Here is a 13647-nt window from a genome sequence, read left to right on the forward strand (position 1 = left end):
GACGCCACGGCGGTGGCGGGACGCCTGCGTGATCTGCGGCGCCCGCGCGCGGAAGACGCCGGCGGGTCCGGCTCGGGCGGGGGGCGTGCGGTCGGCATCGACCTGGGGGCGTCCCACTCGGTCGTCGCGGTCCTGGAGGGCGGCGAGCCCACCGTGATCGCCAACGAGGAGGGGTCGCGGACCACGCCGACCGTCGTCGCCTTCGCCCGGAACGGCGAAGTCCTCATCGGCGAGACCGCCAGGCGCCAGGCCGTGACCAACGCCGACCGCACCCTCCGTTCGGTCAAGCGCGAGATGGGCACCGGCCGGACGACCGCCATCGACGGCAAGGACCTCGTCCCCCAGCAGATCAGCGCGTTCGTGCTGCAGAAGCTCAAGCGCGACGCCGAGGCCTACCTGGGCTCGTCCGTGACCGACGCGGTGATCACCGTCCCGGCCTGCTTCTCCGAACACCAGCGCCAGGCCACCAAGGAGGCCGCGCAGATCGCCGGGCTGAACGTGCTGCGGCTCATCGACGAGCCCACCTCCGCGGCGCTGGCCTACCACCTGGAGAAGGAGAACGAGGCCACGATCCTGGTCTTCGACCTGGGCGGCGAGAACTGCGGTGCCGCGGTGGTGGAGGTCGGCGACGGCGTGGTCGAGGTCAGGGCAACAGGGGGCGACGGCCGCCTGGGCGGTCGCGACTGGGACGGCAAGATCGTCGAGTGGCTGGTCACCAGGTTCGAGAAGGCCCACGGCGTGGACCTGTCCAGGGACACGATGGCGCTGCAGCGGCTGCGCGAGGCGGCGGAGAGGGCCAGGATCGAGCTGTCGTCGTCCCGGGAGACGTGGATCAGCCTTCCCTACATCACCGCCTCCGCCGCGGGCCCGCTGCACCTGGACGAGAAGCTCACCCGCGCCGAGTTCCAGACGATGACCGCCGATCTCCTGGAGCGCTGCAAGGCCCCCTTCCACCAGGTGCTCGAGGACGCCGGAATGGGCGTGGACGAGATCGACCGTGTGGTGCTGGTCGGCGGGGCCACCCGGATGCCCGCGGTGGCCGGCCTGGTCAGGGAGCTGACCGGCGGCACGGTCCCCCTCGGCGAGGTCAATCCCGACGAGGTCGTGGCGGTCGGCGCGACCCTGCAGGCAGGCGTGCTCAAGGGCGAGGTCAAGGACGTCCTGCTGCTGGGCGTGACCCCGCTGTCGCTGGGCATCGAGACCCGCGACGGCGAGCGTCTCGCCCCCGTGGCGGGGGACGGTGTCTTCACCAAGATCATCGAGCGCAACACCACCATCCCCACCAGGCAGTCGGAGACCTGCACCACGGCCGAGGACGACCAGTCGTCCGTGGAGATCCAGGTCTTCCAGGGCGAGCGGGAGATCGCCGCCCGCAACAAGAGGCTCGGCGCCTTCCGGCTCACCGGCCTGCCTCCGGCGCCGCGCGGCGTGCCGCAGATCGAGGTCGCCTTCGACATCGACGCCAACGGCATCGTCAACGTCTCGGCCAACGACCTGGGGACCGGCAGGAAAGAGTCGATGGTCGCACGGCGGCTCGGCCCTGCCCAAGGACGACCTCGAGCGGATGATGCGTGAGGCCGAGCGGTACGCCGAGGAGCACCGGCGGCGCAGGGACGAGGCCGAGGTCCGCAACCAGGCCGAGACTCTCGTCTACATCACCGAGAGGTTCCTGCGCGAGAACCCCGGCACGTTCCCCGCCGACCTCGAGAAGGAGGTCGAAGAGGCGGTCGCCGCGGTCAAACGGGCCCTGGATGGCGCCGACATCGATGCCATCCGCACCAGCACCGAGAGCCTGGCCCACGCCAACCAGAAGATGGGCGCGGCGTGATCGCGTCTAGCGGCCGACCGGGATCGCCGAGCGCGTCCGGCCCTTCGGCAGCCGGCGGGACGTCCGGGCGGTAATCTCTTATTGGCGATCTGCCAATAGAAGGTTCCGGCACAGGGCTCCCGTGTGCAATGCTGTGCCGCACCCCAGTAAGTGCTCAGGTACTCAGCTCACCGGCCTGCTCTCGCTCCGCCGCACGACAACGCCACCGGGAGGACCCGCCATGGACCACGACCTCCATCCAGCGCACGAGCCGGACGAAGGGCTGGGACGCAGGCGGTTCCTCGGCTATCTGGTCGCGGCGCCGACGCTGGCGGTGGCCGTGCAGTGGCCCCGCGACCCGGCCGCGGCGGAGATCCCCTCCCTCCCCCAGCCGGAGGAGATCCTCGACGTCGGCGACCTGGTGAAGCTGGCGTCGGCGCCCACGTCCGGGCTGGTCGCCGTCCAGGTCCACGAGGACGGGACGGCGTCGTTCGCGCTGCCCCGGGCCGAGGTGGGGCAGGGCATCACCACCACCGTCGCGATGCTGATCGCCGAGGAGATGGACCTGCCGCTGGAGAAGGTCACCGTCACCCTCTCCGACGCCCGCCCCGAGCTGCTGTTCAACCAGTTCACCGGCGGCTCCACCTCCGTCCGTTCGCTCTACACGCCGGTGCGGACGGCGGCGGCGATCGCGCGGCGGCGGCTCGTCGCCACCGCCGCCCGCGCCTGGAACGTGGACGCCTCGAAGCCGTCCACCAAGGACGGCGCGGTGCTGTACGGCGGCAGGCGGGCGACCTACGGATCGCTGGCGAAGGCCGCCGCGGCCACCCGCACCACCCGGGTCTCGGCCTCGCTGAAGGACCCGTCCGAGTTCACCATCGTGGGCCGGCCGACCTCGCGCGTGGACGCCCTCGCGGCCGTGACCGGGCGCAAGAAGTTCGGCATGGACCTGAACGTCCCGGACGCCCTGCCCACGATGGTGCGGCGCCCGCCGACCATCGACGGCACGGTGGAGTCGGTCCGCAACGCCGCCGCCGTGCGGGCCATGCCCGGCATCACCGACGTCGCGGTGATCGAGCACGGTGTGGCCGTGCGCGGCCGGACGTTCGGCCAGTGCGTCGACGCGCTGCGGGCCCTGGAGGTGACCTGGCGGCCCGGCCCGGTGGCCGGCGAGTCCGACGACACCGTGCTGGCGAAGCTGCGGAAGGCCGTGCCGTCGCTGTCCGGGCCGCCGCTGCTCAGCAGGTCCGTCGATGCCGAGTTCACCTTCATGTTCGCCAGCAACTCCCCGCTGGAGCCGGACGTCGCGATCGCCGACGTGCGGGCCGGCCGGGCCGAGATCTGGTCCAGCCTGAAGGTCCCCGGGGACGCGCAGACCGAGATCGCCAAGCGGCTGGGCCTCCCGGTGGGCGCCGTGACGGTCCACGTCGTGGAGGGCGGCGGCTCGTTCGGGCGGCGGCTGCACCCCGACGCGGCGGTGGAGGCCGCGCTGATCTCCAAGAAGATGAGCAAGCCGGTCAAGCTGTCGTGGTCGCGGACCGACAGCGTCCGGCAGGGCCGCGCGCATCCGATGTGCGTCTCCCGCGTCCGCGCCACCTACCGGGGCGGGAACGTGCTCAGCTACGAGCAGCGGCACGTCAGCACCGAGACCAGCTTCAGCCACGGATTCGGCGACCTGCTCACCGCGAACGCGGCCAAGCTGCCGCTCGTCGGGAATCCGACCGTGGCCCAGGCGTTCTTCCTGCTGAGCCAGTCCTCCCCCTACAGCTTCGGGGCGACCAAGCAGACGCTGACCGAGATCCCCCTGAAGTTCAGGACCGGCAGCATGCGCAACGTCTACTCGCCGAACATGGTGTGCGCGCGGGAACTCGTCGTGGACCGGCTCGCCGCCGAGATGGACAAGGACCCGGTGGAGTTCCGCCGCGAGTTCCTGGACAACGCCAGGCTGCGCGCCGTCCTGGACAAGGCCGCCTCCGAAGGCGGCTGGGGACGGTCATTGCCGCCGGGAGTCGCCCAGGGAATCGGCCTCGCCGCCGAATACCGGGCGGAATGCGTGGTGCTCGTCGAGCTCGACTGCCGTCCCGAGACCGTGAACCGCCCCATCGAACGCGGCGTCGCCGGCCCCCGCGTCACCCGCGCCCTGGTCGTGGTGGACGCGGGACTGCCGATCAACCCGCGCGGCCTGGAAGCGCAGATGATCGGCGGCCTGAACGACGGCATCGCGATGGCGCTCACCGCGAGCCTGCACATCAAGAACGGCGTCCCGCTCGAGGGGAGCTGGGACAACTACTTCTACACCCGGCAGTGGAACACCCCGCCGGAAACCCGCGTCATCGTGCTCCCGCCCAGCCGCGACGAGCCCGGCGGCGCCGGCGAACTGGCGGTGGCCCCGTCCCTGGCCGCGGTGGCCTGCGCGTACGCCCGCGCCACCGGGACGATGCCGACCCGGTTCCCCATCAACCACGCCACCCTGGCCTTCGAGCCCTTCCCGCTGCAGCCGTCCACCCCGCAGTCCCCCACCGACGGCCTGGACCGCGCCTTCTAGAGGAGCCCTACATGCCGAACCACTCCTTCAAGCTCAACGGCGAGCGGGTCACCGTCGAGGTCGAGGACGACGTCCGCCTGCTCTGGGTCCTGCGCGACCTGCTCGGCGTCACCGGTCCCAAGTACGGGTGCGGGATCGGTGTCTGCCAGGCCTGCACCTCCCACGTCAACGGCAAGGCCGTCAACATCTGCTCCGTGCCCGTCTCGCGGATCGGCCCGGACGACGAGGTCGTCACCATCGAGGGCCTCCCCGCGACGGTGGGCCGCGAGCTGCACCCCATGCAGGAGGCCTGGCTGGAGTACGACGTCGCCCAGTGCGGCTACTGCCAGCCCGGGCAGATCATGTCCGCGGTGGCCAAGGTCCGCCGGGCCCGCGCCGAAGGCCGTACGATCACCGACGCCGACCTCGACGAACTCCGCAACATCTGCCGCTGCGGCACCTACGCCCGGATCCGCGAGGCCATCAAGGCCGCCGCCAAGAAGATGTGACCCCCGGCCGACCGCACCGGCCGCCGGGGAGCCGCGCCGTACGGGCGGGGCCGCGTGTACTGCGTTCTCAGTACGTCTCCACCGCTCGTCGCGCGCTGCGCGACGTGGGCGAGCCCCAGCCGGGGCAACGGAACCTGATCAACCGCATCGAAGGCGGCCGCACACGCGGAAAGACCGTCATCGCCCTGTGAGCAACAGCTCCGCCGCTCGTTACCCACTCGTTACATAGACCTCCCTTGCGGGCGCCGCACCCTCTGCCCTTGCATACTAATACGCGTTGCTAATTCGCATTAGCGCCCGGGTCGGCTCCGGGCGCGGGGCATGAGGAGGAGCGCCTGTGGCCTTTCCCGACGGGTTCCTGTGGGGCACGGCGACCGCCGCCCACCAGGTCGAGGGCACCAACACCGCCAGCGACTTCTGGGCGCTGGAGCACGCCCCGGGCTCGATGTTCGCCGAGCCCAGCGGGGACGCCTGCGACCACTACCGGCTCTATCGCCAGGACATCGCCCTGCTCAAGGAGCTGGGGTTCACCGGCTACCGGTTCTCCATCGAGTGGGCGAGGATCGAGCCGGAGGACGGTTTCGTCTCCAGGGCGGCGATCGCGCACTACCGGGACGTGCTGGAGACCTGCCACGAGCTCGGGATCACCCCGATGGTGACACTGCACCACTTCACCAGCCCGCGCTGGCTGATGGAGCTGGGCGGCTGGGAGTACGAGGGCACCCCGGAACGGTTCGCCGCCTACTGCCGAGTGGTGATGAGCGAACTCGGCCCGCTGATCCCGTACGCGGCCACCGTCAACGAGGCCAACATCGCCTGCCTGATCCGCCGGATGATCGATGACCGGGCCGGAACGGACGCCGCGCCGGCTCCGGCCGGGGCGGAGCAGGCGCCGGTCGGGGTGGACTCGGCGCGGGCCGAGAAGACCGGCCCCGGCGAGGAGATCGGCGAAGTGTTCGGAACAGCGTTCGGGTCCCCGTCCGGCAGGCCGCAGGTCTTCCTGTTCACCTTCAGCGACACCGGCCTGGAAGTGGTGAAGCGGGCGCACGTGCTCGCGCGTCACGCGATCAAGGAGGCGAGCCCGTCCACCCGGGTCGGCCTCACCCTCGCCCTGCAGGACTACCAGCCGGGCCCGGGCGGGGAGAAGGCCGCCGGCCGGCGGTGGGCCGAGGAGTTCGACGAGTTCCTGGCGGTGCTGGAGGGCGACGACTTCCTCGGCGTGCAGACCTACACGCGGGTGCTGGTCGGCGAGGACGGCGCGCTCCCCCACCCGGAGGGCGCCGAACTCACCCAGATGGGCTACGAGTTCTACCCCCGGGCCCTGGAGAACGTCCTGCGCCGCGCGGCATCGGCGGGGCTGCCGATGTTCGTCACCGAGAACGGCATCGCCACCGCCGACGACGCCCGCCGGGTCGAGTACATCCGCGTGGCCCTGGAGGGCCTGGAACGCTGCGTGGACGACGGCCTCGACGTCCGCGGCTACTTCCACTGGTCCGCACTGGACAACTTCGAGTGGATGCTCGGTTACGAACCGGCGTTCGGCCTCATCGCCGTCGATCGTGACACCCAGGAGCGCACGGTCAAGGAGAGCGCACGCCGTCTGGGAGCCATCGCCCGGCGCAACGGCCTGGCCTGAGGCGAAGGCCGGTACCGGCGGCGCGTCGGCCGGCGCGATCGATCCACGACGTCCCCCTCCCGAAGACGAGGTCACCATGGCGCCCGCCCCCGCCCAGCCACCGATGGACGAATCGTTCGCCGGCAGTCTCCAGGACGCCGCCGGTGAACGCGCCGGCACGCCCCCGGGAGGCCCCGGCGACCCGCCGCCGGCGGGGGCCGGCTACATCCGGCTGCTCGTCTTCGCCGTGTTCGGCGTGTACATGGCGTTCGTCACGCCGATCGCGATCTCGCTGGCGATCAGGGTCGACGACCTGGCCCCCGGACACGAGGAGTACCTCGGCTACATCACCGGCGCGGGCGGCGTCAGCGCCGTCCTGGCGACTCCGCTGGTGGGGATGCTCAGCGACCGCACCCGCAGCCGGCTGGGCCGCCGCCGCCCCTTCCTGATCTCCGGAACGCTGGTCGGGGTCGTCGCGCTGGTGGTGTTGGCCCAGGCGCCCACCGTTCTCGTGCTGGGGATGGGGTGGGCCCTGGCCCAGCTCGGCTGGGGCACGATCGTCGCGCTCCTGATCGCCTCGCAGGCCGACCGCCTTCCGGAGTTCCAGCGCGGCAAGGTCGCCGCCCTGTCCGGGGTGGTCCAGCCGATCGCGCCCATCATCGGAGTCCTCGTGGCGGGCGGGCTCACCGGGAACCCCCTCCTGCAGTTCCTCGTCCCGGGGATGGTCGGCGTGGTGGCCGTGGGCCTGTTCGTCTGCCTCGTGCACGAGCCGGACAGCCGCGGGACGACCCTCGCCGTCGAGCCGCTGACACCGCGGCGCCTGGCCTCGACCTACGTCTTCGACCCGCGCCGCAATCCCGACTTCGCCTGGAACTGGCTCGGCAAGTTCCTGTTCATGTTCGGCCTCACCTTCAACACGACCTTCACCGCGTTCTTCGTGGCCGCCCGGATGGACCGGAGCGTGGACGAGGTGTCGGGCCTGGTCGCGGTCCTGGGCGGCGCCGGTGTCGTGGCCACGATGCTCGGCGCCCTCGGCGGCGGCCTCCTCTCCGACCGGCTGCGCCGGCGCCGCGTCTTCGTGCTCGCCGGAGCCTGCGTGTTCGCCGCGGGAGCCGTCGTCATGGCGCTGGCGCCCGGCATGCCGCTGATCGTCGCGGGCGTGTTCCTGGGCAACGCCGGCCTGGGCGTCTTCGCCTCGGTGGACCAGGCGCTGATGCTGGACGTCCTTCCGGACCGGGAGACCGCCGCCGGTCGCTTCATCGGCATCTACGCCTTCTCCACCTCGGTCCCGCAAGCGATCGCCCCCCTCGTCGCACCGCTGTTCCTGACGGTCGGCGCGACCGGCGGGGAGAAGAACTACACCCTCCTGTACGTCATCGCGGGCGCGCTCAGCCTGCTCGGCGGTCTCCTGATCGCCCTGCGCGTCAGGTCCGTCCGCTGAACGGCCCACGACCGCGGAGGACGCCCGTGCACACGATCGACCGCAAGGCCCTGGTCGACCGCCACGCCGTCGAGATCACCCGGGCCGATCCGGCGTCGGCCCTGACGGTCGGCAACGGCGACTTCGCCTACACCGCCGACGTCACCGGCATGCAGACCTTCACGGGCTTTCACGACCAGGCCGCCGCCCGCGCCCGGGGACGGCTCGCGATCAACACCGCGACCCAGTCGACCTGGGGCTGGCATTCCATGCCCGACCCCGACGGTTTCGTGCTGGCCGACGCGATGTCCACCTACCAGACCGCCCGCGGGCCGGTGCAGTACCCCGACCGGTTCGACATGGCCGCGATGTTCGGCGGCCAGGTGGGCGAGGACCTCCGCGCCGGCACCTGGCTCCACGTCAACCCGCACCGGCTCGACCTGGGCCGCATCGGGCTGCTGCTCCGTCCGGAGCCGGGCGCCCCGCCGGAGGACGACCCCGACGCGCTCACCGGCCCGCGCCAGCGCCTCGACCTGTGGTCGGGCACGATCACCAGCGAGTTCCACTACGCCGGGCAGCGGGTGCGCGTCACCACGGTCGCCGACCCGTACCACGCCCGGATCGCCTTCCGCGTCGAGTCCGACCTGCTCGCCGACGGCCGGGCCGCGATCGCCGTCAGGTTCCCCTACGCCAGCGACGGCTTCTTCCGAACCTCCGACTGGGCCGCCCCTGACAGGCACGAGACCGACCTGGCGCCCCTCGGCGAACGCGCCTGCCGGTTCCGCCGACGGCTCGACGCCTTCGGCTACACCATGCGGCTGGACTGGTCGGAGGGCAGTGTGCGGGCCGGTGAAACTCCGCACGCGTTCGTCCTGAGCACCTCGGCGACGACTCTGGAGATCGTGGCGGCCTTCGCCCCCGGCGACGACGGTGTCCTCGGGCGCGGCGAGTTCCTGACGATCCACGGGACGGCGGCCGACCGGTGGCGCCGCTTCTGGACCTCGGGCGCCGCGATCGACCTCTCCGGCAGCACCGACCCGCGCGCGGCCGAACTGGAGCGCCGCGTGGTGCTGTCGCAGTACCTGACCGCGGTCAACTGCTCGGGCTCCGCCCCGCCGCAGGAGACCGGCCTGATCACCAACTCCTGGCAGGGGAAGTTCCACCTGGAGATGCACTGGTGGCACGCCGCCCACTTCGCCGCCTGGGGACGTCCCGAACTCCTCGAACGGAGCCTCGGCTGGTACCTGACCATCCTGGACTCCGCCCGCGACACCGCCCGGCGCCAGCACTACGCCGGCGCCCGCTGGCCCAAGCAGGTCGGCCCGGACGGCCGTGAGAGCCCCTCCGACATCGGGGCGCTGCTCATCTGGCAGCAGCCGCACCCCCTCTACCTGCTGGAACTGCTCCACCGCGTCCGCCCCGAACCCGAACGGGACCGGCTGGTGACCCGCTTCGCCGAGCTGGTCGAGGAAACGGCCCTGTTCATGGCCTCCTTCGCCGAGGAGCGCGACGGCGCCTACCACCTGCCGGCGCCGCTCGTCCCCGCCCAGGAGTTCTACGACGCCAGGACCATTGAGGACCCCACCTTCGAGCTCGCCTACTGGTGGTGGGGCCTGGAGATCGCCCAACGCTGGCGCGAACGCCTCGGCCGCCCGCGCCACCGGCACTGGCAGGACGTCCAGGACCGCCTGGCCCTGCCACGCCAGGACGCGGGCGGCTACTCCGCGATCGCCACCGGGCCCTACCTGCGCCGCGACGACCATCCCTCGATGCTCTGCGCCCTCGGGGTCGTGCCCGCCACGCCCGTCATCGACCCTGACGTCATGCGGGCCACCCTCCTGGACGTCCGCGACGACTGGGACTGGAACAGCGCATGGGGCTGGGACTTCCCGGTCATGGCCATGACCGCCACCCGTGTCGGCCGCCCTGATCTGGCCGTCGACGCCCTGCTCATGGACACGCCCAAGAACCGCTACCTGCCCACAGGCCACAATCCGCAGATGGGGAGCGTCCTGCCCCTCTATCTACCGGCCAACGGCGGCCTGCTCGCCGCCGTCTCCCTCATGGCCGCGGGCTGGGACGGCGGCGACACCGACTGCCCGGGCTTCCCCCGGGACGGGCGCTGGAGCGTCCGGCACGAGGGCTTCTCCACGTGGCCCTGACATCAGGTCGAGGCGCGCTGCACGATCTCCGGGTAGAGCCAGGGGCGGGCGTCGTCGAACCGGTTGCCGGCGAGTTCCGCGACGACGGCTTCGGCGCGGCGTGCGACCACTTCCTGTATGCCGAAGGAGATGGTGGTGAGGGGCGGGGCCGCCAGACCCGCCGTGGGGATGTCGTCGACCCCGACGACGGCCAGATCGGCGGGCGCGGTCAGGCCGTGCTCGCGCATTCCGGCCAGGACCGCGATCGCGGTCTCGTCGTTGAAGGCGCAGATCCCGGTGATGGATCGTTCCGTCCATCGGGTGACGGCCTGTGCGGCGCTGCCCGCGTCCAGGCTCGTGCGGGCCACCAGGGGCGGATCGACGCCGGCGTCGGCGCAGGCTTGGATGACGCCTTTCAGTCGATCTTCCGCCATGGACACAAGACCTGTGTGCGCCGGCATGGCGTAACCGATGCGCCGGTGCCCGCGGGCGATGAGGTGTTCGGCCTGAAGGTGCCCGATGGACTGCATCGCGACGTCCTGGTCGCCATGGGCGGGAATCACGACATCGGCGCCCGCGTGATGCAGTGCCTGAACGGTGTCGGGGTCGAACGCCCCGAACCCGACGACGGCCGAGGCGCCGACGGCCGCGCACACGTCGGGCAGGGGCCGTCCGTGCGCGCCCGCCAGGTGGGTGACCAGGGTCAGGCCGTGCTCGGCGAGCGCCGCGGCGAGGCCCTCGACGAAGCGGCTGATGCCCTGCCCGATGGGCAGGTCGGGGACGGCCAGCAGGACGATGTCGCTGCGCCCGGCGGCCAGCGCCCGCGCCGAGGCATGGGGCCGGTAGCCCAGGCTCCTGGCCGCCTCCAGCACCCGGCGCCTGGTCCCCTCGGGGATCGACTGGCCGGGCCTGTTGTTGAGCACGAAGCTCACGGTGGTCTGGGAGACGCCGGCGGCACGGGCAACGTCGAAGCTGGTGGGGCGCTTGGCAGGTCGCGTCATGGTCTCTTCGTCACAGGGATGCCGATCTTGTCGGCGCCGTCCCATCGTACGGCCTGCCGACGGGGCGTCCGGAGCCCCCCGCCGACCGCGTCCACTCCCCCGCGGGCGCACTAATGCGCGTTACCATGAAGCGCCGCGATCCCCGTCCCCTACCACGAGGAGGTCTCGTGATCCGTCTCTCCTTCAACGACGGCTGGCGGACCCGGCCCAAGGTGAACCCCTTCGCCGAGCTGGGCGGGGCGTCCGTCCCGTTCGAGGAGGTGACGCTGCCGCACGACGCGATGATCGGGCGGCGGCGCGTCGCCCAGGACGGCGAGGCCACCATGGAGGGCGGGGCCGGCGCCTATTTCCCCGGAGGGGTCTTCGACTACCGCAAGACGTTCTCCGTGCCGGAGGAGCACCGGGGGAAGCGCGTCGTCCTCGAGTTCGAAGGCGTCTACCGCGACGCGACCGTGTACGTCAACGGTGACTACGCCGGGCAGCGCCCCTACGGCTACTCGCTCTTCCGCGTCGGCATCGACCGCTTCCTGCGTTTCGGCCAGGACAACGAGATCCGCGTCGAAGCCCGCGGCCACCGGGACTCCCGCTGGTACACGGGCGCCGGCGTCTACCGCGACACCTGGCTGCTCATCGGCGAACCGGTCCGCGTCTCCCCCGGCGGCGTCCGGATCACCACGCCGGAGATCGACGCCGAGGGGGCCGTCGTCGAGGCGGCGACGACGATCGAGAACGACTCGATGGAGATCCGGACCGTGGACGTCGTCACCGAGATACGTGACGCCCAGGGAACCGCCGTCGCGTCCGACGTCTCGAAGGTCACGGTGCTGCCCGGCGAGCCGGCCGTCAGCCGCCGGCGCCTCTACGTCCGCGAGCCGTCACTGTGGAGCCCCGACTCACCGGCCCTGTACACCGCCGCCGTGACCGTGGAGGACGCCGGCACCCAGATCGACTCCGAGACGGCGGCCTTCGGCATCCGCTCGCTCGGCCTCGACCCCGTCCGGGGACTGCGGATCAACGGTCGAACCGTCAAGCTGCGCGGCGCGTGCGTCCACCACGACAACGGCCCGCTGGGCGCGGCGACGTTCGCGCGCGCCGAGGAGCGGCGCGTGCGGATCCTCAAGGACGCCGGGTTCAACGCGATCCGCATGTCCCACCACCCGATGAGCCGGGCGATGCTGGACGCCTGCGACCGTCTCGGCGTGCTGGTGATGGACGAGGCGTTCGACATGTGGACCTCGTCCAAGAGCGACTTCGACTACAGCCTGAGCTTCCCCGAATGGTGGGAACGCGACATCGAGGCCATGGTCGCCAAGGACGTCAACCACCCCAGCGTCATCTTCTACTCCATCGGCAACGAGATCCCCGAGACGGGCTCGGCCGCCGGTGCCGCGTGGGGGCGCAGGCTCGCCGAGAAGGTCCGCGCGCTGGACGGCACCCGCTACGTCACCAACGGCGTCAACGGCATGCTGGCCGTGATGTCCGACCTCGCCGCCATGATGCGCGAGAAGGACGGCGCCGAGGAGGGCAGGGGCATCAACACGATGATGGCCGACGTCGGCGACGCGATGGACCGCGTCAGCTCCTCCGAGCTGGTGACCCGGCGGACGGCGGAGTCCTTCGGCGTGCTGGACGTCGCCGGCATGAACTACTCGGAGGGCCGGTACGCCCAGGACCGCGACCTGTTCCCCAACCGGATCATCGTCGGCACCGAGACCTTCCCCACCCGCATCGACGGCAACTGGCGCCTGGTGCGGGAGCACGGCCACGTCATAGGCGACTTCACCTGGACCGGGTGGGACTACCTGGGCGAGGTCGGCATCGGCCGCCCCCAGTACCTGTCCCCGGAGAACCCGCGTCCCGGGCACACGGCGCCGTACCCGCACCTGGTGGCGGGCTGCGGCGACATCGACATCACCGGTTTCCGCCGCCCCGCGTCCTACTACCGCGAGATCGTCTTCGGCCTCCGCACCCGGCCCTACGTCGCGGTACGGCGACCGGAGCACCACGGCAAGACCTGGGCCGGAGGCCCCTGGACCTGGAGCGACGCGATCTCCAACTGGACCTGGCCCGGCTTCGAGGGCTCGCCTGTCACCGTCGAGGTCTACGGCGCCGCCGACGAAGTGGAGCTCCTGGTCAACGACCGCTCCCTCGGCCGGAGGCCGGCGGGCGAAGAGCACCGCTTCCGCGCCGAGTTCGACACCGTCTACGAGCCGGGCGAGCTCCTGGCCATCGCCTACCAGAACGGCGTCGAGACCGGCCGCAGCACCGTGACGTCCGCGGACGGCGCGGTGCGGCTGCACGCCGAGGCCGACAGGCCGGTCATCACCGCGGCGGCGGGCGACCTGGCCTTCGTCTCCCTCACCCTGCGGGACGCCGGCGGCACACCCCACCCCATGGCCGACCGGCCCGTGCGCGTGGAGGTATCGGGGGACGGGGTCCTGCAGGGGTTCGGCACCGCCGCGCCCTCGACCGAGGAGGGGTTCGACGCGACCGAACGCCGCACCTACGAGGGCCGAGCCCTGGCCGTTCTGCGTCCCACCGGGCCCGGCAAGATCCGCCTGCTCGCCTCGGCCCCGGACTGCGAGCCGGCGGAGGTCCTGATCACGGTCGAGGAGGGGCGACGACCGTGA

At 71.8% G+C, this 13647-nt stretch carries 7 protein-coding genes and 1 pseudogene; 7 read left to right on the plus strand and 1 reads right to left on the minus strand.

Features of this window, described 5'->3' with window-relative positions:
• Window positions 1-33: 33 nt before the first annotated feature.
• From dnaK to ACZ466_RS00480, 6 genes and pseudogenes are all read left to right on the plus strand, one after another.
• A pseudogene (gene dnaK / locus ACZ466_RS00455) lies at window positions 34-1825 on the plus strand (molecular chaperone DnaK); the annotation flags it as partial.
• Between the two features lie 223 nt (window positions 1826-2048).
• Entirely contained in the window at window positions 2049-4352 is a 2304-nt protein-coding gene (locus ACZ466_RS00460) for a xanthine dehydrogenase family protein molybdopterin-binding subunit (protein WP_378289005.1), read from the plus strand.
• An 11-nt stretch (window positions 4353-4363) separates the two neighbouring features.
• Window positions 4364-4840 (plus strand): (2Fe-2S)-binding protein, encoded by a 477-nt coding sequence (locus ACZ466_RS00465; RefSeq protein WP_378289003.1) that lies wholly within the window; start codon window positions 4364-4366, stop codon window positions 4838-4840.
• Between the two features lie 337 nt (window positions 4841-5177).
• Window positions 5178-6476 carry a glycoside hydrolase family 1 protein gene (locus ACZ466_RS00470; RefSeq protein ID WP_378289001.1) on the plus strand — a complete coding sequence of 433 codons (1299 nt, stop codon included), beginning with the start codon at window positions 5178-5180 and terminating at the stop codon, window positions 6474-6476.
• 76 nt (window positions 6477-6552) lie between these two features.
• A complete protein-coding gene (locus tag ACZ466_RS00475; RefSeq protein WP_378288999.1) occupies window positions 6553-7896 on the plus strand; it encodes an MFS transporter in 1344 nt (447 codons plus the stop codon).
• Between the two features lie 26 nt (window positions 7897-7922).
• Window positions 7923-10037, plus strand: a complete 2115-nt coding sequence (locus tag ACZ466_RS00480; RefSeq protein ID WP_378288997.1) for a hypothetical protein — start codon at window positions 7923-7925, stop codon at window positions 10035-10037.
• Between the two features lie 2 nt (window positions 10038-10039).
• Here ACZ466_RS00480 and ACZ466_RS00485 read toward each other — a convergent pair whose 3' ends face one another.
• Window positions 10040-11017, minus strand: coding sequence for a LacI family DNA-binding transcriptional regulator (locus ACZ466_RS00485; RefSeq protein ID WP_378288994.1), 978 nt, complete (start codon window positions 11015-11017; stop codon window positions 10040-10042).
• Window positions 11018-11184: 167 nt separating this feature from the next.
• On the opposite strand from ACZ466_RS00485, the gene ACZ466_RS00490 reads away from it, so the two are divergent.
• Complete coding sequence (locus ACZ466_RS00490) at window positions 11185-13647, plus strand: glycoside hydrolase family 2 TIM barrel-domain containing protein (RefSeq protein WP_378288992.1); 2463 nt, start codon at window positions 11185-11187, stop codon at window positions 13645-13647.

The organism is Actinomadura rugatobispora, from assembly GCF_055379765.1.